The following is a 22,838-nucleotide window of genomic DNA, read 5'->3' as shown; positions in this document are numbered from 1 at the left end:
GCCTTGCCCGAAGGCGCCGCCTCGACGGTCGTCGAAAGCGTGGCGCAAGTCCCCGCCAACGAGCAGCTTGGTTATGATCCGCTCGAGCGCGTCAACCGCGCCAGCTATGGCTTCAGCATGGGGGTGGACCGAGCCTTGATCGGCCCGATCGCCCACGGGTACATGAAGGTGACGCCGACCCCGGTGCAACATCGCGTCAGCGCGGTGGTCTATAATCTGGGCGAGCCCAGCACCGCCTTGAACGACATCCTGCAAGGTCACCCCAAGCGCATGGGCGTCACCAGCTCGCGTTTCCTGATCAATTCGACGATCGGCCTGCTGGGCCTGTTCGATGTGGCCGCCAAGCTGGGCCTGCCGCCGCACGACGCTGATTTTGGCCAGACCTTCGGCCGCTATGGGGTCAAGGCCGGCCCCTATCTCTATGTGCCGATCATGGGGCCGCTGCATTTCCGCGAGGGCGTGGGCCGGGTATTCGACTTCGCGACCGATCCGGTGGCCATGGTCGGCGGCGGCTGGAAGACCACTTTCGGCGCGACCCGCCTGGTCGCCCAAACCGTCGATACGCGCAGCAGCGCCGACAACGCCTTCCGGGCGCTGGACGACTCGCTCGACCCCTACGTAGCCGCGCGATCCGCCTATGGACAGCATCGCGAGGCCCTGGTGCGCGAGGCCACGGGCGAGGTTCAGGTTTTGCCGGACTTCGATGACGCGCCGCCCGCCAATGCGCCCGCCACGCTGAGCCCGACAGGAAAACCATGACCGATCTGGAAGCGACCTCCATGAAATCCCACCCCACGCGCCGCATGGCCGTTGCCGCCCTCGCCGGCCTCGGCGTGCTGTGGCAGGCCACGCCCGGCCTGGCGCAAGCGAGCCGCAGCCCGCAAGCTGAGCAGTTTGTGCAGGTCAAGGCCCAGCGCGTCATTGGCGTGCTAGCCGACAAGGGCCAGAACGTCGCGCAGAAGAAGGCGACCTTCCACGCGGCGATCGACGATCTGGCCGACGTGCCGAAGATCACCAATTTCGTGTTGGGCAAGTATGCCCGGACGATCACGCCGGACCAGCGCCAGCGCTTCTCCGCCGCGTTCCGCGTCTATGCCGAGGGCGTCTATCAGAACCGGATCGACGACTATCACGGCGAGACACTGAAAGTGACGGGCTCGACCGTTCGCAAGCCGGGCGACGTGATCGTCAACACCGTGATTTCCGGCGGCCAGGTGGGTCAGCCCGTGCCGGTGGCCTGGCGGGTGATGGGCGGCGGAGCGTCGTGGAAAGTGGTCGATGTGCAGTTCAAGGGGGTGTGGCTGGCCATCACCCAGCAGCAGGACTTCGTTTCGACGATCGATAACGCCGGCGGCAATGTCGACGTGCTGATTTCACAGCTGCAGCGCGACGCCCGGCGTCCCGCCGCGCGCAAATAGACCAAGACCGGGGCGGGCCGTTCGGGCGGCCGCCCCGCTGGCTTCGAAAGGATATGGGCTTGCGCGAACAATGGGCCGAGACCCTGATGGGTCTCCTCGTCCTCGTCCTCGCGGCGGGGTTTCTGGTCTACTCGCTGAGCGTGGGCGACGTGGGAACCAAGCCGGGCGGCTATGAGGTGACGGCCAGGTTTGGCCAGGTCGGTTCGTTGGCGCCGGGCTCCGCCGTCAGCGTGGCGGGGGTCAAGGTCGGCACTGTTTCGGAAATCAGACTGGATCCGAAGAGTTTCCTGGCCGTCGCCAAGCTGAGCCTGGACAACGACGTCAAGCTGCCGGCCGATTCCACCGCCAAGGTGACCAGCGACAGCCTGCTGGGCGGCGTTCACGTATCGATCGCGCCAGGCGGAGCGATGGGGAACATCAAGCCGGGCGGCGAGATTGAGAACACCCAAGGCGCCGTGGATCTGTTCGGGCTGATCGGCTCGGTGATGCGACCGCAGGGCGCCGCTACCGAGGCTGCGCCGACCGCGACGCCCGCCGTTCCAGCCGCCGCGACCGTGCCGGCGGAAAGCTACTGAGATGACCGCCGGTGTCGCGGCGCTCCCCGCCGTCTTCAAACCCTTCCGCGTCATCGGACACTCGACACTGGCCGCTCTGCGCATGGTGGGCTCGGTCGGGGTGTTCGCGCTGCGCGGCCTGATCTCGGTATTCACCCTGCCGTGGTTTCCCCAGCAGTTCTTGCGCCAGTTGGTCGCCATCGGCTTCTTCTCGCTGCCGGTGGTGGGACTGACGGCGATCTTCACCGGGGCCGCCCTGGGCCTGAACATCTATACCGGCGGCGGGCGGTTCAACGCCGAGCAGGTGATGCCGCAGATCGTCGCCTTGGGGATCACGCGCGAGCTCGGACCCGTGCTGGCGGCCCTGATGCTGGCCGGCCGGGTCTCGGCGGCCATCGCGGCCGAGATCGGGGCCATGCGGGCCACCGAGCAGATTGACGCCATGCGCACGCTCTCGACCGATCCGTTTCGTTACCTGGTCGCGCCGCGCCTGCTGGCCGCGACCCTGGTGCTGCCGCTGCTGACCCTCGTCGCCGACATCATCGGCGTGGCCGGCGGCTGGCTGGTGGCGGTGCGGATACTGGACTTCAACTCGACGGTCTACATCCGCAACACCGCCAATTTCCTGCAGCTGTGGGACGTCGGGTCGGGCCTGATCAAGGCGGCCGTGTTTGGCTTCATCGTGGCGCTGATGGGCTGCTATCACGGCTATAGCGCCAAGGGCGGGGCGCGCGGGGTCGGCCGGGCGACCACCCATGCGGTGGTGTCGTCAGCCATCCTGATCTTCGCCTCCGACTATTTCCTCACAACCCTGTTCACCCGCGCATGACTGATATCGCCAAACTTGAGTGGCGGAGTGTCCGCAAACGGTTCGACGGCGGCGCGCCGGTGCTGGACGGACTGGATCTCAGTGTCGCCGCCGGCCGTTCGCTGGTGATCATCGGCGGCTCGGGCCAGGGCAAGTCCGTGACCATCAAGGTGGCCATGGGCCTGATGCAGGCCGACGCCGGCCAGGTGCTCGTCGATGGCCAGAACATCAACGCCCTGGGTGGCAAGGCGCGGCGCGAATTGTTCTCGCGCATCGGCGTGCTGTTCCAGGGCGCGGCCCTGTTCGACAGCCTCAGCGTCTGGGAGAACGTCGCCTTTCGCCTGATCAACGCCGACGGCGTGTCCCGCAAGGACGCCAAGGAACGGGCCATCGAGGCGCTGGGCCGTGTTCGGCTGGGCGCCGGCGTCGCCGACTCCTATCCCTCGTCGCTGTCTGGCGGCATGCAGAAGCGGGTCGGCCTGGCGCGGGCCGTGGTGACCAATCCCGAGATCCTCTTTTTCGACGAGCCGACGACAGGCTTGGACCCCATCACCTCGGCGGCGATCAACGAGCTCATCGTCGATCAGGTTCGGGGCCTGGGCTGCACGGCGGTGTCGATCACCCACGACCTGGCTTCGGCCCGGACGATCGGCGACCAGATCGCCATGCTGCACGACGGCAAGATTGTCTGGACCGGCTCGCCCGCAGAGCTGGACCTTACCGACAATCCCTATGTGCGCCAGTTCGTGGACGGGCGCTCCCTCGGCCCCATGACGAGCGCGGTCTAGGCGACAGCGCGCCTTTCGTTGGCGGTCGCGCTCGTGGCGGTCGTCGTCGGCTGACACGGTCACGCTGGATATCGGCGAGATGTCGTTCGCCAGCCTCCGCGACCAGACCGACCGCACCTTCGCCCGGTTGGCCCAGGACAAGAGGCTGGACCTCTTCGTCAGTATCGCCCCGGCCCTGCCGCGCTCAATGTACACCGACGACAAGCGCCTGCAGCAGGTGAAGAACCTGCTGTCCAACGCCCCCAAATTCACCCAGGAAGGTTCGGTGCGCCTCCCCATCGCCCGCGCCGCCGACGGCTGGGCGCTGGGCAATGACCACCTGAACAAGGGGGGCCAGGTGCTCGCCTTCTCGGTCGAGGACACCGGCATCTGGCCAGCACGGCGGGGTCGTCCTCGACTACCAGCACCCGCTTGCTGCCGCGAGTCAGCTCGTCCGAGCACTGCTTGTCTTCCGGGATACCTCTAGAGCATTTCCCGACCTGACTGCGTCAGGCCGCGAGCTCTAATCTTCTGTTTTGACGCATTTTTCTTCACGCGAACCGGAACCACTTCGCTCGAAAAATGCTCTAGCCGAAAAACCGGCAAGTTCCTGCCGGCGGATTCGGCCGCGCGCTACGAGACCCTGGGATGGGTATTCTTCCAGACGGCGGCGATCGGTTCGATGTTTGGCCAGCTGGGTTTTTTCCACCGCTTTGCCGGTCGCGAATACGAAGACAAGCGCCCTCGCGATCGCTACGCCGCCGAGCCCAGGCGCTTGCTGGGCGTGTTGGAAACCCGGCCGGCGGGCCGCGACTGGATCATGGGCGACGACTACACCATCGCCGACATCGCCACTTTGGGCTGGGTGCGTAACCTGATCGGCTTCTATGACGCGGGCGACCTGGTCGACTAGGCCATCCTTGAGAACGTACCGGCCTGGCTGGCGCGAAGCCTGGCTCGCCCGGCCGTGCAACGCGGCCTGGAGCTGCCGAAACGCCCCCAGGGTCGCGTCCCATGCGTCCACTACCCTCGGGGGTGGCCCCGCCCCGCCGACGCGCACGAACGTGACAGGTAATCTTAACGCGTTTCGTTGACCATGCGGCGCGAGGTCGGGCGAGCGGGCCGGCGCTGTCGGAGGGGCAGATGGATCACCACGAAGCGCGACGCCTGCGGGACCTCCAGGACTATGGCGTTCTGGACACATCGCCAGACATCGCCTTCGACCGTCTGACCCGCCTGGCGGCCGACCTGTTCGACGTCCCCATCGCCCTGGTTTCCCTGACCGATGCGGATCGGCAGTGGTACAAATCCCGCGTGGGCTTGGATATCTGCTCCTCGCCGCGCGAAGAGGCGTTCTGCGCCCACGCCATCACCTTGGAGCCGAACGCGGTGATGGTGGTCGAGGACGCGAGCCTTGATCCCCGTTTCGCGAGCTACCCTTCGGTCGTGGGCGACATGGGTGTGCGCTTCTATATCGGCGCCGTCCTGACCTCGCCGCAGGGCTTTAATCTCGGCACCCTCTGCATCGTCGACATGAAGCCTCGGCCGCGCCCCACCGAGCGGGAACTTGACCGGCTGCGCGCCTTGGCCGGCATCGCGGTCGACGAGCTGGAACGGGTTCGTGTCACGCGCCTGAGCTGGGAGCAATCCCGCCTGCTGCGCCTGGCCGAGACCATGTCCGCCGTCGCTCACTGGCGTTATGACGTGGTGTCCGGCGACCTGTTCTGGTCTCCGTTGGTCTATGAGACCCTCGGGTTCGATCCGGCGACCCATGCGCCGCCCTTCGCCTCCGGCTTGCAGGCCTTCCATCCCGATGACCGGCCCCTGGTCGAGGGTCAACTGGCCGCCGCAATCGCGTCGAAGGGGCAGGGCAGCTTCCAGGCGCGCGTCATCCGTCCGGACGGCGAGACACGGATCGTGCAGTCCAGGGCCGGCTGCGAATTCGACGAATGGGGCGAAGTGGTCGCACTGATCGGCCTGCTCCAGGACGTTACCGAGCAGGTCATGAGCCTCGATAGCCTGACCGCCAGCGAGGCCCGCTACCGGTTGCTGGCCGAGAACACTTCCGACATCATCGTGCGCACCGACCTCGACGGGGTGCTGCTCTACGTGTCGCCCGCCGTTAGGGCCATGGGCCGCGATCCCGAGGAGATGATCGGCACGACCGGCGACACCCTCGTCCACCCCGATGACTTGCAGCGCTTTCGGGCCAATGCGGCGGTCCTGGGGGCCGGCGTGGTCGACACGGCCGGCAATCGCCAGCACCGCTTCCTGACCGGAGATGGCCGCTGGATCTGGCTGGAAGGCAACCCCCAGGTCATCCGCGACGCCGCGGGGCGGCCCTTGGAGATCGTCAACGTCTTCCGAGACGTGACGGAACGCCGCACGCTGCAGGAGCAGGCCGACCGGATGGCGCGCCTCACGGCCCTGGCCGAGGAGGTTGGCGGCATCGGTCATTGGCGCATCGAGGTCGGCTCGGGCGAGGTGACCGGGTCGCCGCATGTCGCCACCCTCTATGGGCTCGACCCTGACGCCGTGCCCCGCGTCGAGCACTTCGTCGAAGCCGTTCATCCCGACGACCGGGCGGCGCAACGAACCCGAGCCCGGCTGGCGTTCGAGCAGGGCGTCGACTGGAAGTCGGCCGTGACGCGTGTTCTCCTGCCGGATGGCGGCACGCGCTATCTGGAAGGCCATGGCTATTGCGAGCGTGACGCGGCCGGGGCCGTGGTCGCGGTGTTCGGCACGATGATGGACATCACCGATCGCGTCATGGCCGACGCGGTCCGCGCCGAGGGCGAGGCCCGTTATCGCGCGATGTCGGAACGCGTGCTCCTGGCCACCCAGGCGGGGCAGATAGGCATCTGGGAACGGAACCTCCAGACCGACGCCCTGGTCTGGGACGACAAGATGCACGCGCTCTATGGTGTGGAGCCGGGCGAGGATCTGACGTTCGAACGGTTCGCCGCCGCCCTGCATCCTGAGGATCGCCAGGATCAGCTGATCGCCGCCCAGGCGGCCGTCGACAACGACGCGCCCTTCAACACCGAGTTCCGGGTTGTTCGGCCAGACGGCGAGGTGCGGTCGATCCGCGCTCTCGCCACGGTGGTCCGCGACGCCGCGGGCTCGGCGCTACGGATGGTCGGCACCAATTGGGACGTCACCGCGGTGCGCAACCTGGAACTGTCGTTGCGGGCGAGCGAGGACCGGGCGCGCAACATCATCGCCAATGCGCACCAAGCCATCGTCACCGCCGATGAAACCGGTGTGATCACCGGTTGGAACCGGCACGCTGAGTTGACCTTCGGCTGGAGCGGCGACGAGGCGATCGGGGCTGAAATCGCGATGCTGCTGCCAGGCGGTGATGCCGATCTGGACGCTTTCCTTGGGGCGCGGCTGGGCGAGAACATCGACCAGCGCGTCGAGCTGATGGCCCGGCGCAAGGACGGCGCGGACTTCCCTATCGAGCTTGCCGTCAGCGCGGTGCGCGACGCGGCGGGCTGGGAAATGACCGCCCTGATGCACGATATCAGCGAGCGCCGGGCTCAACTGGAGCTGTTCGAGAACGCCTTTGAACACGCGGCGATCGGCAAGGCCTTGGTGGGTCTGGATGGCGGATTCCTCAAGGTCAATCCGACCCTTTGCGCCATGATCGGCTATTCCAAGGAGGAACTGCTGGCTCTGGACTTCCAGGCCATCACCTATCCCGACGACCTGGACGCCGACCTCGACCTCTTTGCGAACCTGCGCGACGGCCTGATCTCCACCTACCGGATGGACAAGCGCTATTTCCGCAAGGACGGATCGATCATCTGGGTGCAGCTGGTCGTCTCGCGCGTCGACAATCCCGACGGCTCGCCCCGCCACTACATCTCGCAGATCGAGGACTTCACGGCCCGGCGTCAGGCCGAGGCGGCCCTGAAGGACAGTGAGGCGCGCTACCGGCTGATGGCCGAGAACACCACGGACATGATCCTGACCGCCGACCTGACCGGCGCGATCACGTTCGTGGCCGCCTCGTGCGAGGTCCTGACCGGCTATGCGCCCCCCGAGTTGATGGGCCGCAGCGCCGCCGACCTGGCCCATGCGGACGAACGGCAGCGGGTTCGGCGGGTCTATCGCAACCTGATTACGGGGGGCCCCACCGAACGGGTGCGCTGGCGCGTGCTGCACAAGGCTACTGGCCAATTCGTGTGGCTGGAGTCCAATCCGTCCGTTCTGCGACACCCGGTCACCGAGGCGCCGACCGGCTTCCTCGACGTGATCCGCGACGTGACACAGCAGGTGGTGCAAGAGGAGGCCCTGGCCGCCGCGCGCGCCGAGGCCGAGGTCGCCGCCGCAGTGAAGGGCGAGTTCCTGGCCAATATGAGCCACGAGATCCGTACGCCGCTAACCGCGGTGATCGGCTTCTCGGGCCTGCTGACCCAGCGCCCCGAACTGGACGCGCTGTCTCGCCGTTTCGTCCAGCGGGTCTCAAGCGCCGGCCAGGCCCTGCTGGCGATCGTCAATGACATCCTCGATTTTTCCAAGCTGGAGGCGGGCCAGGTCGATATATCACCGCAGCCGGTCTCGCCTCTGTCGGTGGCCTGTGACGCCCTGGCCCTGTTCACGCCCCAAGCCGACGAGAAGGGGTTGTGGTTGGAGTGCGAGGCCGAGGGCGAGTTGCCTGACCTTGTGATGATCGACCCCGATCGCGTGCGGCAGGTGCTGCTGAACCTGATCGGCAATGCGGTGAAGTTCACCGAGCGCGGCTCGGTTCGCCTAGTCGTCGCCTACGAGGCGGCAGCCGAGCGCTTGTGCGTGCGGGTCGAGGATACCGGAGCGGGGATGAGCGTCGACCAATTGGAGAAGCTCTTTCAGCGCTTCTCGCAGGTGGACGCCTCATCGACTCGCAAACACGGCGGAACGGGTCTTGGCCTGGCGATCTCCAAGGGCCTGACCGAGGCCATGGGCGGCGGTATCGCCGCCATCAGCGTCCCGGGCGCGGGCTCGGTGTTCTCGTTCCACGTCGCCGCGCCGATCGGTGCGGCCCAGGCCGAGGCGACGCAGGACGACGTCCAGTTCAGAAGCCTGGACGGGGTCCGGGTGCTGGTGGTCGATGACAATCTGGTCAACCGGGAGCTGGCCCGCACCGTGCTGGAGAGCGTGGGCGCCGAGGTTGGTGAAGCGGCAAGCGGCCAGGCGGCGGTCGAGGCTGCGGAGTTGCAGCCGTTCGATTGCATCCTGATGGATCTGCGCATGCCGGGTCTGTCGGGCCCCGACGCCCTGCGGAAAATTCGCGCGGGGCTCGGACCGAACCAAAACGTGCCCATCCTGGCCTTTACGGCCGACGCTGATCGACAAGGCCAGGACTACCCCGATTTCGACGGATTGGTTTCCAAGCCCATCCTGGCGCTGGAACTCATCCGCGCGGTGAGCGCCTGCACGGACTGGAACGACACGCCTTTTGAAGCCGGCGACCACGGTGCGGACGGGACCCACGGCAAGGCGGGCGTCTGATCTTGCGCCGCACACGGATTCTGGTGGTCGAGGACGATCCGATCATCCTTGACCTGATCACCACCCGGCTCGACCTGGCTGGCTATGACACCTATTTTGCCCGCGACGGCATGGAAGGTTTCAGTCGGCTTCGGGAACTACGCCCGGCGGCCATGGTGCTGGACATCAACATGCCCAGGCTGGACGGGTTCGGCCTCTTGAAGAAGATGCGCCAAGAAGAGATGCTCGATCACACCCCGACCATGGTGTTGACCGCCCGCAACCAACCCGACGACGTCAAGCAGGCGATCGCCCTGGGCGCGCGGGACTTCTTGGCCAAGCCGTTTCGCGACGATCAATTGCTCTCCCGGATCGGTCGCCTGCTGCGCAGGGCGCCGACCCGGCCACCCAAGCCACCGGAACCGGCGCTTGAGGACGATCCCGACACGATCCTGCTGTAGCGCTGTCGATCGGTTCGGGACACACAGCGTCCCACGCCATTTCCAGCTAGAGCATTTTTCGAGCGAAGTGGTTGCGGTTCGCGTGAAGAAAAATGCGTCAAAACAAAAGATTAGAGCTCACGGCTTGACGCAGTCAGGTCGGGAAATGCTCTAGGCCCGCGCCCCCGTCGTCAGGGACGGGTGGGAAACGACGGGATTCGGATCCGGCTAAAGCCTCAACAGGGCTGCCCACCGGACGCGGACGGATAGCGATGGCGCGGAGCGATCGGCTTCGTCGAAACGGTACTAAACTCACAAACTCCGGACGATGTCCGGCGCTCCGCGACCCTTTCCATCTCTTCAGCGGCAGCCCGGGTGAAGTCCTCCCCCCGTGGGGGAGGCGTCGGCGAAGCCGACGGAGGGGGGAGTGATCGGATGACGACCCGACTTGCGATCGACCATCCGAAACTCCCCCACCGGTCGCTGCGGGACCACCTCTCCCAAAGGGGGGAGGACTATTCGGCAACCCCCGTTCACTTTTTATTCTGCTCCGCCTTGAACCAGAGTGGGGGAACACTCAAGTTGCTTATTCGTTGAGCTCATCGGGTGGTCGCGGCCCCTGACCAAGGGCCGCCAGGAGAGCGCATGAGTCCCGACGACACATCTGGCAGGGAGGCCTCCCAGGCCCCCTCCATCGCCCTGGTCGATCGCTACCTAGCCGTGCGACGACGCACCGAGGCCCTGGCTCAGCCCTTGTCGCCCGAGGACCAGGGCGCTCAGTCGATGCCGGACGCCAGCCCAGTCAAATGGCACCGCGCCCACACAGGCTGGTTCTTCGAGACCTTCCTGCTGACGCCGTCTTTGCCTGGCTATCAGGTCTTCGATCCGGCTTTCGGCTACCTGTTCAATTCCTACTACGAAGCCGTAGGGCCCCGTCAGCCGCGCCCTCTCCGCGGCCTGATCACCCGGCCATCGGCGGGCGAGGTTGGCGCCTATCGAGCCCATGTCGACGCGGCCATGGTCCGCCTGCTGGCCACTTCACCCACGGCGGAGGTGATGAGCCGACTGGATCTGGGCCTGGCCCACGAGGAGCAGCATCAGGAGCTGATCCTGATGGACCTGCTGCATCTTTTCGCTCAGTCGCCGCTGCAGCCTGCCTATCGCCCTCAACCCCTTCCGCAACGCCCAGCCGCCGGCGAGGCGCGCTACGTCGCCTTCGACGGAGGATTGGTCGAGATCGGCGACGCCGGCCCGGGTTTTGCCTTCGACAACGAGCGGCCCCGCCACCGGGTCTTTCTTGAATCCTACCGCCTGGCCGACCGCCTGGTGACCAATGGCGAATGGCTGGCCTTCATGGCCGATGGCGGCTATCGCCGGGCCGAGTTGTGGCTCTCGGACGGCTGGGCGGCGGTGGCCGACGAGGGCTGGGACGCGCCGCTCTATTGGCGACGGGAGGAGGGCGCGACCTGGTCGGTCATGACCCTGGCCGGTCGCCAGCCCGTCGACCTGGAGGCGCCGGTCGGCCATGTCAGCTACTACGAGGCCGCCGCCTTTGCCCTCTGGACGGGACGCCGCCTGCCAACCGAAGCCGAGTGGGAGGCCGCCGTTGGCTCGAACAAGGGGCAGGCGCTGCGCCAGACCTTCGGCGAGGCTTGGCAATGGACCGCCAGCCCCTATGTCGCCTACCCCGGGTTCAAGCCGGGCGGCGGCGCGCTGGGCGAATACAACGGCAAGTTCATGATCAATCAGATGGCCCTGCGAGGCGGCGGCGCCGGAACCGCGCCTGGCCACACCCGGCTATCGTATCGCAACTTTTTCCACCCAGCCAAGCGCTGGGCGTTCACGGGGGTCCGCTTGGCCGACGACATGAGCCCGCTGGATCGCGAGACCGCGACGCCGGCCTCGACCTTCCTGGAAGACGCCGTGACGGGGCTGACCGACCATCCCAAGACCCTGCCGGCCAAATATTTCTACGACGCCGAAGGCTCGCGCCTGTTCGAGGCGATCTGCGACCTGCCGGAATATTACCCGACCCGCACAGAGACGGCGCTGCTGCGCAGGATCGCGCCGGAGATCGCCGCCCGGGTCATGGAAGGCGCGGTCCTGGTCGAATTTGGCAGCGGGGCCAGCACCAAGACCCGGATTCTACTCGACGCCATGCCGCAAGTGGCTGTCTACGCGCCGATCGACATCAGCGAGACGGCGGTTGAGGAGGCCAGCAAGGCGATCCGACGTGACTATCCCGGCCTGATCGTTGCGCCACTGGTCGATGACTTCACCCGCGCCTTCCGCCTTCCCGCTGCCGCGCGCGGACGGCCGGTGACGGGGTTTTTCCCGGGATCTACGATCGGCAATTTCGCGCCGGCCGACGCCGAGATTTTTCTGCGTGGGGCGCACACTCTACTGGGCGAAGGCGCGATGTTCGTTGTCGGGGTCGATATCGCCAAGAGCGCGGACGTCCTGGTGCCGGCCTACGACGACGCTCAGGGAGTCACCGCGGCGTTCAACAAGAACGTCCTGGCTCGGATCAACAGCGAACTAGGCGGTGATTTCGACCTAACCGCCTTCGATCACCGCGCGGTCTGGAACCCCGACGAAAGCCGTATGGAGATGCATCTGGTCAGCCAAGTAGACCAGGTCGCTCATTTGGCTGGACGGGAGATCGCTTTCACGCCCGGGGAGACGATCCACACCGAGAACTCTTACAAATATACGGCCAATGCCTTCATGGAATTGGCCCACCGCGCGGGCTGGAAGGTCGCGGCGCGCTGGATCAGCGATAGCCCGAGTTTCGGGGTCTTCGCTCTAGTTGGCTAAGGCGAGCGGTATGCGAGGCGGAGGCGGGGGCGGCCGCGACCCGGAGGCCGCGGCGCGCTTGGTCTCAGGCGTCGCGGCCGGAAAGACGCCCGCCGCCGCGCGACGAGGAGCCGCCCTTGCGGCCGGCATTGGCCGCCAGGTCGCGATCCTTCGCGAAGCTCCGCTTTTCGCTGGGAACACTGGCCCCGCCTTTGCGCGCGATCTCGCGTCGACGCTCGGGGTCCATGGCGGCGAAGCCTCTACGGCCGCGTGGCCGTTCGCTGTCGAGGTCCATAGGTTGCTCCTAATCGGGACTGGTCACGGGGGGAAACGGGGCAGGTTGGGCGTCATAGGGCCGGTCGTCGCCCGGCTGAACGGGGGGATCGCTCATCGGCACTTCGTCGGGCATTGAGCCCGGGTCGTACTCGGGTTGCGACGGCTCGAGCGGCGGTGGTGCGTCGGGGTCGGTCACTGGCGTCCTTCCACATGTTCCAGTGAAGTAACCGGTGAAGTCGCGATCGGTTCACCCGACGGGTGACACAAAATTGCAGAGTTTCGCGTTAACTATTGGACGGGCAAAGTGAACCCATGACGAAGTCACGGAAGACCACGCCGGAAAGCGCAGCAATATCGCGCCATTGGCGACTGATGGCGGCCTTCGGGGCCGGCGTTTTGGGCTGGCTCGCGGCCCGTCATCTGAACGCACCCGTCAGCAGCCACATGCTGATCGGGTGGGATGTCTGCGCACTGACTTTTGTCGTGACGACGTGGCATCTGTTTCTGACCGCCGACGAAGCCGAGGTCCGCCGCCGCGCCGCCGTCGAGGACGAGAAGCCGACGCTGATCCTGTTGATCGTACTGGCCGCCATCCTGTCCAGCTTGGTGGCGGTGGTGGCCGCGATGCTGAACGCCCGCACGGCCAGCGCGAGCACCCAAGGCGTCACCGCGGCCTGCGCCGGAATCACCCTGGTGCTGTCATGGGTGATCCTGCACTCGGTGTTCACGCTGCACTACGCCCATCGCCATTTCGGCGACGGGACGGACAAGCCGGGGTTCCTGTTTCCAGGCGAGCCGGCCAGCACCTATCTCGACTTCGTCTATCTAGCCTTCAGCATCGGCGCGACCTTCCAGGTCTCGGACAACAACGTCCTGACCCGGAAACTGCGAAACCTCGTCACCGCCCAGGCGGTCTGCGCCTATTTCTACAACACCGCTGTCCTGACCCTGGGGATCAACATCATCGCCGGGTTGGTGGCGTCCTAGGCGGGTCCTCGCCGCGACCCTGAGCCGGAGTGCGGGGCAGTCCAGCCAGTCGCAGCCGGCCATCACCGTCGCTGTCGAGCAGGATAAAGCGAGACCGGGCGGCGCGGATCGCCTCGTCGCGGCTGATACGGCGATCGAAGTCGCTATCGGCGCCCATCACCGGCTGCGGCTCGTTGAGCAGACCGTATGGCGCTGCGCCCTGCAGCATCCCGCCGATGGGGCCTCCGCGACGGCCGCCGAGACCACCGCCGCCGGGCCCCTCCTGCCCGCCACCTCGGCCACCGCGAGGCGGTCCGTCGGCGTCTTGCCGGCCAGGACCTCGAAGGCCGGCCCCCTGGAACGCCCTGACGATCTCGGGCGCGATCTCGGCTTCGTAGTGAGAGACCTCGAACCCGTCGATGACGCCGCTGTGGTCAGTGTCGACCAGACCGAAGAAGCGCGCGGCGTCAGCCACGAACTCGGCGCGGGTCACCATGCCGTCATGATCGGTGTCCGCGCCGGCGAACCAGGCCGCCACGGGGTAGGGCGCGCCGGCCTCGGCCCGGAAGGGCTCGCCGGCCGGGCTGACGAACACCTGCCGACGCGCGAGCCGGGGGCCGTCATTGTCGTCCGACGGTCGAGCGCGCGGCGCCTTTCCCCAGTCACCGCGCGGGCCGTCCTGCGGCGGGCCCGAAGCGCAGGCCGCCAGGCATAGGGCGGCGAACATCAGAATGCAGGTAGCGCGAAGGCGGGTCATGGTTTCCATTCTTCCGATGAACCGCGCCCGCATGTCTGGCGTATGGCGCAGCTTTTGCGTCACCGTAACAAAACTGACTTTAGAACGGTAGTTCGACCCGGGCGCGCAAACCGCCGGTGGGGCGGTTATGCAAGGTGACGTCGCCGCCATGGGCTCGGGCCACCGAACGAACGACGGCTAAACCCAGCCCGATGCCGCCGGTTTCGCGGTTGCGTGAAGGCTCGCTGCGGAAGAACGGCTCGAACACCCTATCCAGCTCCGTCGGCGCGATGCCGGGACCGTCGTCGTCGATCTCGATCACCGCCAGAAGATCCTTGACGTGCACACGGCCTTGCACCGAGCCTCCGTACTTGAGGCCATTGTCGACAAGGTTGGTCAGCAGCCGACGCAGGGCCACGGGGTCGCCGTCGATGATGATCTTCTCGCCACGCTCGACCACCGCCTGGCCGCCGGTCTCGGCGGCCTCGTCTATGACGCTCTCGAGCAGCGAGGCCAGTTCCAGCTTGGTGCGCTCGGCCGGGCGGGTCGTGTCGCGGACGAAGGCCATGGTGGCGGCGATCATCGCCTCCATCTGGTCGATGTCCGAGGCGAGCTTTGCGCGGATGTCGTCGGGCGTCGCCTCGATCCGAAACCGAAGGCGGGTCAGCGGCGTCCGCAGGTCATGGGCCACCGCGCCGATCATCGCCGTGCGATCCTCGACATAGCGGCGCAAACGCTCCTGCATCATGTTGAAGGCGTTGGAAGCGGCGATCACCTCGGCCGAACCCGACAGCGTCAGCGGCGCGGCGCGGGGATCCCGCCCCAGGCGCTCGGCGGCTCCGGCGAAGGCGCTGATCGGACCCGACAGGCGCCGGGCGAACAGCCAGGCCAACGGCGATACGCAAAGCACCGAAAGGGCCAGGATCAGCAGGATTCGCTGCTGCCAGCTGTCGAAGCGGAACGCCGGCTTGGGCTCGACGATCGTCCATCGGCCGTCGTCCTGCTGAATGGCCAGCTTGAAGTCGCCGAAGATGAAAGGCTCTTCGCGGGCCAAGTCCAGGCGCGGCGGCCGGTGCGCGGGACCGTCTGGGCCATCTCCCGAACGGCCGCCTGGACCGCCGAAATTGCCAGCCGGGCCACCCGGGCCACCCGGGCCACCGGGCCCACCCGGTCCCCTTGGGCCCTCCCGACCGCGAGCCTCGCCGTCTTGTGGCGGCAGGCGTTGGAGCTGGTTGCGTTTCTGATTGCGGACGAAGAACCGAGGTCCGGTGTCGACGTCAATCTCGATCCTCGCCGGATCGGTCCCGATCTCGCGGGCGAGCGCGGTCTTGAATTCGGAGCGGCGACGGTTATCGACCAAGCCACGGATGGGCTTGGAGCGCGGGCGAACGACCAGGGCGCGGCCGTCCCGCGACTGCACGGTCTGGCCGGTCTTCAAGGCCCGAGTGATCTCGCTCAGCCGATAGAATTCGGGCGGCGGCGGTGGCAGGGTGAAGACCACCGCGATGGCGATCAATTGCGCCGCGACCAGGGTGACAATCACCAGACCCAAGGCCTGGACGAACAGCGGCGCGCTGCTGGGTCCCCTTGGCCTAGGCCCCGGAGCCCGGACGCTCTCGATCATGGCGTGCGGGTGACCTTGGACGTGAACATGTAGCCTTCGCTACGGATGGTGCGGATCAGCTCGCCGCCGCCGCCATCGTCCAGCTTGCGGCGCAGGCGGCTGATCTGGACGTCGATGGCCCGGTCATAGGCGTCGCTTTCGCGGCCACGGGCCAGGTCAAGCAGCTGATCGCGGGTCAGCACCCGTTGCGGACGTTCGACGAAGGCGCGCAGCAGCGAGAACTCGCCGCTCGACAGATTGACGACCACCGATTGGGGCGAACGCAGCTCGCGGCGCACCAGGTCCAGCCGCCAGCCGGCGAACTCGCAGGCCGCGCCCATGCCGTCGTCGACGGCGCGCGGCTCCTGGCGTCGGCGCAGCACAGCGCGGACCCGGGCCAGCAGCTCGCGAGGATTGCAGGGCTTGGGCAGATAATCGTCGGCGCCGAGCTCCAGGCCGACGATGCGGTCAGTCTCCTCGCCCATGGCCGAGAGCATGATGATGGCCGGCCCGTCGGCGGCCGACAGTCGGCGGCAGATGGCCAGGCCGTCCTCGCCAGGCAGCATGATGTCGAGCACGATCAGATCGACGGGACCGCGGGCCAGGGCCTGCTCCATCGTTCGGGAGTCCGAGGCGGTGTCGATGGCGTAGCCGTGGCGACCCAGGAACTCGGCCACGACGTCGCGGATGCCGGGATCGTCATCGACGATGAGGATGCGGGCGCCTCGAGCCGCGTCGGGCCCGGTCTGGGACACGACGTGGGCGGAGGTTGGCGGGGCCGACGACGTCGCGGGATCTTGCGAACTTTCCATGACTTGCTTTTTCCACGCCCCCGTCTCCAGCAGATTTCACGGCTGAAACAGGGGCGCAACCCGTCCGTGCGAGCGGGGTCGCAATGTTGCCCGCGAACCAGTTGCTAACCCGGCGAGTTGTTGACCGGGGCGGCGTAGTCCCGGCCCTCGATATTCATCGACTCGATCGCCAAGTCGCTGACGAAGGGGTTGCTGCGCTGCTCGGCCCCGAAGGTCGACATCGGGCCGTGGCCCGGCACGAACTGCACGTCGGCGCCCAGCGGCCACAGCTTGCCAGTGATGGCGTCCAGCAGGTCTTGGTGGTTGCCGCGCGGGAAGTCGGTGCGGCCGATCGAGCCCTTGAACAGCACGTCCCCCACCTGGGCGAAGCGCGCCTCGCGATGGAAGAAGATCACGTGGCCCGGCGTGTGACCGGGGCAGTGCAAGACCTCGAACTCGGTCTCGCCCAGGGTGACCACGTCACCGTCATCCAGCCAGCGGTCGGTGACGAAATTGCGGGCTTCCGGCACGCCGTAGCGCTCGCCGGTCTCCTGGATCTGGTCGATCCAGAATTGATCGTCCCTGTGCGGCCCCTCGATCGGAACGCCGGTCAGACGCTTGAGCTCGGCCGCGCCGCCGGCATGGTCCATGTGGCCGTGGGTGATCCAGATCTTTTCCAGGGTCAGGCCGTTGTCGGCCAGGGCCTTCATCAGGCGCGGCACCTCGCCGCCCGGATCGATCACCGCCGCCTTCATCGTCTTGGCGCACCAGACGATCGTGCAGTTCTGCTGCAGCGGCGTGACCGGCGCGATAACGGCGCGGATCGGCATTTCGGCCATGGGGCGACTCCAAACGAAACGGGCGGAGATCCGAGGATCTCCGCCCGTCCGAATTAAGGCTTGTCAGCCCAAGATCAAGACCGTTCCTCGGGCGAGCCGGGGGCCGGCGCACCTGGCATCGGAGCCACGCCCGTGGCCGGCGCATCCTCGTCCAGTTCATGGACCTCGCCGCGCAGGCCGCGACCGACATGGCTCTTGCGATAGCCGTAGGCAAAATAGAACAGCAGGCCCACGCCGCCCCAGATCGGCAGCACGAGGATCGATTCCAGCGGTAGGTTGAAATAAAGGAAGGTGCAGCCGGCCAAGGCGATCGGGGCCACGAGCCAGATCGCCGGCGTCTTGAACGGACGCGGACGGTTGGGGTCCTTCACTCGCAGCACCATCACCGCGACCGCCACCATGAAGAAGGCGAACAGCGTGCCGGAGTTGGAGATATCGGCCAACCGGCCGACCGGCAAGAACGCCGCGAGGACCGCCACGAAGATGCCAGTGGCAATCGTGACGATGTGCGGCGTCTTCCACTTGGGGTGGATCGCGGCCAGCTTCTCGGGCAGCAGGCCGTCGCGGGCCATGACGAAGAAGATCCGGGTCTGGCCATAGATCATCATCAGGATGACCGAGGGCAGGGCCAGGTTGGCGGCCAGGCCCAGCAGGTAGCCGGCGAGCGGGAAGTTGACCTGACGCAGGACGTGGGCGAGGGCCTCGTTCGAGCAGACCAGGCGATCGGCGTTCGACGCCAGGTTACAGGCCGTCTGGAAGGCGGCCGAACCGGGCTGGACGGCTTCGCCGGCCGCGCCGATGACCGGTTGGGCGCCGATGGCGCCGACCGCGCCGGCGGCGACCAGCAGGTAGAAGATGGTGCAGATGCCCAGGCTGCCGATCAGGCCGATCGGCACGTTGCGCTGCGGGTTCTTGGTCTCTTCGGCGGCCGTGGAGACCGCGTCGAAGCCGACATAGGCGAAGAAGATCGAGGCGGCGGCGCCGAACACGCCCATGCCCGACGTCCCATGCGGGCCGAACCAGCCATTGGGCGCGAAGGGCTGGAAGTTGCCGTTCTTGATCAGGGGGAGGGTCAAGACGACGAAGACGGTGAGCGCCGCGACCTTGATCGCGACCAGGACGGCGTTGACGGTGGCGCTTTCCGTGGTGCCGCGCACCAGCAGGGCCGTCACGGCCAGGGCCACGACGATCGCGGGCATGTTGACGATCCCGTGGCTGAAGTCGGCCACCGGCATGAAGCCGTTGAGCGACCAGGCGGGACCGGCTCGCAAGGCGTCGGGCCAGTGGAAGTGCAGGGCGTGCTCGATCATGCCGAGGAAGTAGCCTGACCAGCCCACCGACACGGCGCTGGCCGCCACGGCATATTCGAGGATCAGGGCCCAGCCGACCATCCAGGCCAGCAGTTCGCCCATGACGGCGTAGGTATAGGTGTAGGCCGAGCCCGAAACCGGCAGCATCGAGGCCAGTTCCGAGTAGCAGAGGGCTGCGAAGGCGCAGACCGCCCCGGCGATCACGAAGCTCAGCATCATGCCCGGGCCGGCCTTCTGCGAGGCGGCGGCGGTCAGGACGAAGATACCCGTGCCGATGATGGCGCCGACCCCCAGCAGGGTGAGCTGTATGGGGCCGAGTGAGCGATGCAGCGACTTCTTCTGAGCCGTGGCCAAAATCGCATCCAGTGACTTAACGCGCCACATATTCCCTCCAGAGACCCGCGGCTCCCCCAGGGGCCGCGTAGACAAATTTTGCGGACCGTGGCCCGGTTAACAGGACGCGGTCAAGGCAAAGCGGAGGGGGTGCGTAATTGTTCGCCCCTCTGTGCGCAATATGAGCCAGGACCTGCCGGGCGGATGTTGCGCCGCAGCACGCTCGTGAACCGTTGCTGCTTCTGGCTTGTGCAGGCGACCGGCTTGGTGATTTTCGCGCTCGCGGCTAAACCGCCTCCGTGACCCTTCCGATCCACGAGGCCTTGCCGGCCCTGAAGTCCGCCTTGGCGAGACGCGAGGCCGCCGTACTGGTCGCGCCGCCGGGCGCCGGCAAGACCACGGTCGTGCCCCTGGCCTTGGCGGACGAGCCCTGGGTGGCGGGCCGCAAGATCGTCATGCTCGAACCCCGGCGCCTGGCGGCCCGAGCGGCGGCGGCGCGGATGGCCCAGAGCCTGGGCGAGGCCGTGGGCGAAACCGTCGGCTTCCGGGTGAGGTTGCAGTCCAAGGTCTCCGCAAGGACCCGCATCGAGGTGGTGACCGAAGGGGTGTTCACCCGGATGATTCTTGATGATCCGGGCCTGGACGGCGTGGCGGCGGTGATTTTCGACGAGTTTCATGAGCGCAGCCTCGACGCCGACCTGGGCCTGGCCCTGGCCCGCGACGCCCAAGGCCTGGTGCGCGAGGACCTGAAGATCCTGGTGATGTCGGCCACGCTGGATGGGGCGCGGATCTCGGCCCTGCTCGGCGAGGCGCCGGTCGTCGAGAGCCAGGGGCGGATGTTCCCGGTCGAGACGCGGTATCTGGGCCGGGACGAACGCCCCCAAGCCTCAGGCATGCGATTTGAGGAACGGGTCACCCGCGCCGTGGAGCGGGCCTTGGCCGAGGAGGCGGGCAGCGTGTTGGTCTTCCTGCCGGGTCAGGGCGAAATCCGCCGCGTCGAGACCTTGCTCCGCGAGCGGCTGCGGCGGCCTGAGGTCGATATCGCGCCGCTTTATGGGGCGCTGGACCCCGCCGAACAGGATCGCGCCGTGTCGCCCGCAGCGCCGGGCCGTCGCAAGGTGGTGCTGGCGACCTCGATCGCCGAGACCAGCCTGACCATTGAGGGCGTCCGGGTGGTGATCGACAGCGGCCTTTCACGCGTGCCGCGCTTTGATCCCTCCAGCGGCCTGACGCGGCTGGAGACCGTGCGGGTCAGCCGCGCCGCCGCCGACCAGCGCCGGGGCCGGGCGGGTCGCACCGAGCCAGGCGTCTGTTATCGCCTGTGGGACGAGCCGGAGACCCGCGCCCTGCCGGCCTTCGCGCGGCCCGAGATCCTGGAGGCCGACCTGTCGAGCCTGGCCTTGAACCTGGCCCGGTGGGGAGCCCGCGATGCCTCGGCCCTGGCCTTTCTTGACGCCCCGCCGGCCGCCGCCTTCAATGAGGCCCGGATCCTGCTGGGTCGGCTGCAGGCCCTGGACGGGCAGGGCGGCCTGACCGCCCACGGCAGGGCCCTGGCCGACATGCCGCTGGCGCCGCGCCTGGCCCACATGGTGGTGCGGGCCGCCGCCTCGGGCCAGGCCCAGCGGGGCGCGGAGATTGCCGCCGTGCTCAGCGAGCACGGGCTGGGCGGCCGCGATGTCGATCTGCGCCATCGGCTGGAAAACTTTGGCCGCGACCGCTCGCCTCGGGCGAAGGACGCCCGAACCCTGTCCGAACGCTGGGCGCGCTCGGCGGGCCGGCCTTCGGGCGCCGTCAAGCTGGATGACGCCCTGCTGCTGGCCGAGGCGTATCCGGAAAGGGTGGCGAGGGCCCGGGGCAAGATCGGGGAGTTTCAACTGGCCGGCGGGCGAGGGGTCTATCTGGAGCCGACCGACGCCCTGGCCCGCGAGACCTGGCTGGCGGTGGGCGAGCTCGGCGGCGGCGAGGCCCGCGACCGCATCCTGCTGGCAGCCCCTCTGGAGGAGGCCGCTCTGCGCGAGGCCTTCGCCGACCGGCTGACCGCTGAGGATCGGTTGGAGAGCAGCCTTGGCGGCAAGCTGCGCGCCAAGCGCCTGTTGCGCCTCGGCAAGCTGGTGGTCGAGGAGCGCTGGCTCGACAAGGTGAATCCAGCCTTGGTGGCCAAGGCCTTGCTGGACCGAGTGGGGCGCGAGGGTCTGGCCGCAGTGCCGCTTGGAGAGGCGGCAGAGGGTTTGCGTCGTCGGACGGCCTTCCTGCGCGCCTTCGATCCCGAGACCTGGCCCGACCTTTCGGACGCCGCCTTGCTGGCCCGCCTGGCCGAGTGGCTTGAGCCTCTGCTGGCGGGTCGCTCGTCGCTGGCCGCGTTGAGCGACGGGATACTGGCGGACGCCTTGCGAGGCCTGATCCCCTGGGAAGCCCAGCGAAAGCTCGACGTCTTGGCGCCAACCCGGTTCACGGCGCCGACCGGCTCCAGCTTCGCCATCGACTATGGCGCCGACGGCGGGCCGCGTGTCGATGTGCGGGTGCAGGAACTGTTCGGCCTGACCGCTCATCCCACCGTGGCCGGCGTGCCGCTGGTGCTGGCCCTGCTGTCGCCGGGGCACAAGCCGATCCAGATCACGCGAGACCTGCCGGGGTTCTGGAAGGGGTCCTGGCGCGAGGTGCGCAGCGAGATGAGAGGGCGGTATCCGAGGCACGTCTGGCCGGAGGACCCGGCCGCCGCCGCGCCGACGACCCGGGCCAAGCCTCGGGGGACTTGAATGTCCTCCCCCACGGGAGGAGGACTTCACGCGGATCGCCGCTGAAGAGCTTGGGGAGGGTGCGAAGCGCCCGGGCTCCGCCCGGAGGTTTTGCGGTAGATGTACCGTTTCGACGAAGACGAGCGCTTCGCGCGGCCTTCAGACGGGAGCCATCAGAGCGCGGGGTCTTAACCCGCTTCCGAAGTGGGCCCCCGGCGGGCGGAAGGCTTGCGAACCCTCCGGACCGTGCGGGCGATTTCAGCCCGCACCTGTCGGCTTGTCCGCCTGCCCTGAGCGCCGGAGCTTCGTCGCGACCAAGGCGAGCCTGCTCCGAACCGACCTGGGGCGTCTTCCGAAGAAGACACGGCGGCCAAGCCTTCCCGCTCGACCACGCCTCACCGCCCGTCAGGTCGCCGGCCGACGTCCCTCCCCGTGCGATGGGGTGAGATCATTATCGGGGTGGTCAGAGAGGGTGAGGATAAGAAAAATCGAGAAAGTTTAGAGCTCTGATTTTGCTGGACTTTGTTGGGCATCCACTCGCGTCGACCTTCACTGGGCGCCCTGACGCGTTGAAGGGCTCGACCTTGGCTAAGTCGCGCCAAGGCTTAGCAGATCAGGTCGATTCCACGTCGCTCTCGGCTTCTGCGGCGGCTTCGATGGGCGGACAGTCGGGAAGGGCGAGCAGGTCGTGAGGCTCGTTGCGGTCATTGGCGGTCTTCAGATAGCGGCAGCCCGTGCGGCTGTTCAAGGCCTCGACCTTCACGGCCTCGCCGTCGCGCATGACGAAGAACCGCCACTTGCCGCTGTCGACGAGCTTGATCGCCTCCTTGATCGTCAGCGTCCAGGGCTTGGCCATGCCGCCGCCGATATGGGTGATCCGTTCATAGGTGCTGTGGCGCCCGTTTGTGGCGACGCAGGTGATTTCGGCGCGTTTGATCATGGTCTTTTCTGTAGAGAGGCAGCTGACGCAGCAGCACCGACAGGCTTGGCG

The 22,838-nt window shown here is 67.4% G+C and carries 18 protein-coding genes and 1 pseudogene; 12 read left to right on the top strand and 7 right to left on the bottom strand.

The features are described 5' to 3' along the window. The first annotated feature begins 3 nt into the window (after positions 1 to 3). The 10 genes and pseudogenes from ACP696_RS16160 to egtB all read left to right on the top strand — a co-directional run bounded on the left by ACP696_RS16160 (position 4) and on the right by egtB (position 12,279). Entirely contained in the window at positions 4 to 759 is a 756-nt protein-coding gene (locus tag ACP696_RS16160) for an MlaA family lipoprotein (protein ID WP_426012424.1), read from the top strand. Next, a complete protein-coding gene (locus tag ACP696_RS16155) occupies positions 756 to 1,418 on the top strand; it encodes an MlaC/ttg2D family ABC transporter substrate-binding protein (protein WP_426012422.1) in 663 nt (220 codons plus the stop codon). Before ACP696_RS16160 ends, ACP696_RS16155 begins: the two co-directional genes overlap by 4 nt. Positions 1,419 to 1,471: 53 nt before the next feature. Beyond that, positions 1,472 to 1,993 carry an outer membrane lipid asymmetry maintenance protein MlaD gene (gene mlaD, locus ACP696_RS16150; RefSeq protein WP_426012420.1) on the top strand — a complete coding sequence of 174 codons (522 nt, stop codon included), beginning with the start codon at positions 1,472 to 1,474 and terminating at the stop codon, positions 1,991 to 1,993. A gap of 1 nt (position 1,994) precedes the next feature. Then, on the top strand, positions 1,995 to 2,801 hold the full coding sequence (locus ACP696_RS16145) for an MlaE family ABC transporter permease (protein WP_426012418.1): 807 nt from the start codon (positions 1,995 to 1,997) through the stop codon (positions 2,799 to 2,801). Next, on the top strand, positions 2,798 to 3,568 hold the full coding sequence (locus ACP696_RS16140) for an ABC transporter ATP-binding protein (RefSeq protein ID WP_426012417.1): 771 nt from the start codon (positions 2,798 to 2,800) through the stop codon (positions 3,566 to 3,568). Before ACP696_RS16145 ends, ACP696_RS16140 begins: the two co-directional genes overlap by 4 nt. Positions 3,569 to 3,647: 79 nt before the next feature. Then, the gene (locus tag ACP696_RS16135) at positions 3,648 to 4,034 is read left to right on the top strand and encodes a hypothetical protein (protein WP_426012415.1); all 387 of its coding nucleotides are present in this window, start codon (positions 3,648 to 3,650) and stop codon (positions 4,032 to 4,034) included. Positions 4,035 to 4,136: 102 nt separating this feature from the next. Then, positions 4,137 to 4,547 (top strand): annotated as a pseudogene (locus tag ACP696_RS16130) (glutathione binding-like protein); the annotation flags it as partial. Positions 4,548 to 4,690: 143 nt separating this feature from the next. Further along, complete coding sequence (locus tag ACP696_RS16125; protein WP_426012413.1) at positions 4,691 to 9,043, top strand: PAS domain S-box protein; 4,353 nt, start codon at positions 4,691 to 4,693, stop codon at positions 9,041 to 9,043. Positions 9,044 to 9,045: 2 nt separating this feature from the next. Next, positions 9,046 to 9,483 (top strand): response regulator, encoded by a 438-nt coding sequence (locus tag ACP696_RS16120; protein ID WP_426044027.1) that lies wholly within the window; start codon positions 9,046 to 9,048, stop codon positions 9,481 to 9,483. 624 nt (positions 9,484 to 10,107) lie between these two features. Beyond that, the gene (gene egtB, locus ACP696_RS16115) at positions 10,108 to 12,279 is read left to right on the top strand and encodes an ergothioneine biosynthesis protein EgtB (protein WP_426044026.1); all 2,172 of its coding nucleotides are present in this window, start codon (positions 10,108 to 10,110) and stop codon (positions 12,277 to 12,279) included. A gap of 64 nt (positions 12,280 to 12,343) precedes the next feature. Here egtB and ACP696_RS16110 read toward each other — a convergent pair whose 3' ends face one another. Continuing rightward, complete coding sequence (locus ACP696_RS16110) at positions 12,344 to 12,553, bottom strand: KGG domain-containing protein (RefSeq protein WP_007675496.1); 210 nt, start codon at positions 12,551 to 12,553, stop codon at positions 12,344 to 12,346. Between the two features lie 293 nt (positions 12,554 to 12,846). Here ACP696_RS16110 and ACP696_RS16105 point away from each other — a divergent pair, with 293 nt between their 5' ends. Further along, the gene (locus ACP696_RS16105; RefSeq protein WP_426012408.1) at positions 12,847 to 13,521 is read left to right on the top strand and encodes a DUF1345 domain-containing protein; all 675 of its coding nucleotides are present in this window, start codon (positions 12,847 to 12,849) and stop codon (positions 13,519 to 13,521) included. Here the strand turns inward: ACP696_RS16105 and ACP696_RS16100 are convergent. The 5 genes from ACP696_RS16100 to ACP696_RS16080 form a co-directional block, all read right to left on the bottom strand. Beyond that, positions 13,496 to 14,257, bottom strand: a complete 762-nt coding sequence (locus ACP696_RS16100) for a hypothetical protein (protein ID WP_426012406.1) — start codon at positions 14,255 to 14,257, stop codon at positions 13,496 to 13,498. The two genes, ACP696_RS16105 and ACP696_RS16100, sit on opposite strands and share 26 nt — an antisense overlap. Before the next feature lie 79 nt (positions 14,258 to 14,336). Then, positions 14,337 to 15,860 carry an ATP-binding protein gene (locus tag ACP696_RS16095; protein WP_426012404.1) on the bottom strand — a complete coding sequence of 508 codons (1,524 nt, stop codon included), beginning with the start codon at positions 15,858 to 15,860 and terminating at the stop codon, positions 14,337 to 14,339. Continuing rightward, positions 15,857 to 16,651, bottom strand: a complete 795-nt coding sequence (locus ACP696_RS16090; RefSeq protein ID WP_426012402.1) for a response regulator — start codon at positions 16,649 to 16,651, stop codon at positions 15,857 to 15,859. Before ACP696_RS16090 ends, ACP696_RS16095 begins: the two co-directional genes overlap by 4 nt. 104 nt (positions 16,652 to 16,755) lie before the next feature. Beyond that, positions 16,756 to 17,469: an MBL fold metallo-hydrolase gene (locus ACP696_RS16085; protein ID WP_426012400.1), complete on the bottom strand. Its 714-nt coding sequence runs from the start codon at positions 17,467 to 17,469 to the stop codon at positions 16,756 to 16,758. 74 nt (positions 17,470 to 17,543) lie between these two features. Then, entirely contained in the window at positions 17,544 to 19,163 is a 1,620-nt protein-coding gene (locus ACP696_RS16080) for an amino acid permease (protein WP_426012398.1), read from the bottom strand. A gap of 248 nt (positions 19,164 to 19,411) precedes the next feature. Between ACP696_RS16080 and hrpB the strand changes: the two genes are divergently transcribed. After that, positions 19,412 to 21,868 (top strand): ATP-dependent helicase HrpB, encoded by a 2,457-nt coding sequence (gene hrpB, locus ACP696_RS16075; protein ID WP_426012396.1) that lies wholly within the window; start codon positions 19,412 to 19,414, stop codon positions 21,866 to 21,868. Positions 21,869 to 22,460: 592 nt separating this feature from the next. Here hrpB and ACP696_RS16070 read toward each other — a convergent pair. Then, positions 22,461 to 22,787 carry a DUF3892 domain-containing protein gene (locus ACP696_RS16070; RefSeq protein WP_426012395.1) on the bottom strand — a complete coding sequence of 109 codons (327 nt, stop codon included), beginning with the start codon at positions 22,785 to 22,787 and terminating at the stop codon, positions 22,461 to 22,463. Positions 22,788 to 22,838 lie beyond the last annotated feature (51 nt).

Source organism: Caulobacter sp. DWR3-1-2 (assembly GCF_049896225.1).
Taxonomy (GTDB): domain Bacteria; phylum Pseudomonadota; class Alphaproteobacteria; order Caulobacterales; family Caulobacteraceae; genus Caulobacter.
Note: the sequence above shows the minus strand (reverse complement) of the source record. Positions and strands in the feature narration are given on the sequence as shown.

Excerpts from the sequence above, each read along its gene's own strand:
- ACP696_RS16155 (WP_426012422.1), top strand. The coding sequence starts at position 756 with ATGACCGATCTGGAAGCGACCTCCATGAAATCCCACCCCACGCGCCGC.
- mlaD (WP_426012420.1), top strand. The coding sequence starts at position 1,472 with ATGGGCTTGCGCGAACAATGGGCCGAGACCCTGATGGGTCTCCTCGTC.
- ACP696_RS16145 (WP_426012418.1), top strand. The coding sequence starts at position 1,995 with ATGACCGCCGGTGTCGCGGCGCTCCCCGCCGTCTTCAAACCCTTCCGC.
- ACP696_RS16140 (WP_426012417.1), top strand. The coding sequence starts at position 2,798 with ATGACTGATATCGCCAAACTTGAGTGGCGGAGTGTCCGCAAACGGTTC.
- ACP696_RS16135 (WP_426012415.1), top strand. The coding sequence starts at position 3,648 with ATGTCGTTCGCCAGCCTCCGCGACCAGACCGACCGCACCTTCGCCCGG.
- ACP696_RS16125 (WP_426012413.1), top strand. The coding sequence starts at position 4,691 with ATGGATCACCACGAAGCGCGACGCCTGCGGGACCTCCAGGACTATGGC.
- egtB (WP_426044026.1), top strand. The coding sequence starts at position 10,108 with ATGAGTCCCGACGACACATCTGGCAGGGAGGCCTCCCAGGCCCCCTCC.
- ACP696_RS16110 (WP_007675496.1), bottom strand. The coding sequence starts at position 12,553 with ATGGACCTCGACAGCGAACGGCCACGCGGCCGTAGAGGCTTCGCCGCC.
- ACP696_RS16105 (WP_426012408.1), top strand. The coding sequence starts at position 12,847 with ATGACGAAGTCACGGAAGACCACGCCGGAAAGCGCAGCAATATCGCGC.
- ACP696_RS16100 (WP_426012406.1), bottom strand. The coding sequence starts at position 14,257 with ATGACCCGCCTTCGCGCTACCTGCATTCTGATGTTCGCCGCCCTATGC.
- ACP696_RS16095 (WP_426012404.1), bottom strand. The coding sequence starts at position 15,860 with ATGATCGAGAGCGTCCGGGCTCCGGGGCCTAGGCCAAGGGGACCCAGC.
- ACP696_RS16090 (WP_426012402.1), bottom strand. The coding sequence starts at position 16,651 with ATGGAAAGTTCGCAAGATCCCGCGACGTCGTCGGCCCCGCCAACCTCC.
- ACP696_RS16085 (WP_426012400.1), bottom strand. The coding sequence starts at position 17,469 with ATGGCCGAAATGCCGATCCGCGCCGTTATCGCGCCGGTCACGCCGCTG.
- ACP696_RS16080 (WP_426012398.1), bottom strand. The coding sequence starts at position 19,163 with ATGTGGCGCGTTAAGTCACTGGATGCGATTTTGGCCACGGCTCAGAAG.
- ACP696_RS16070 (WP_426012395.1), bottom strand. The coding sequence starts at position 22,787 with ATGATCAAACGCGCCGAAATCACCTGCGTCGCCACAAACGGGCGCCAC.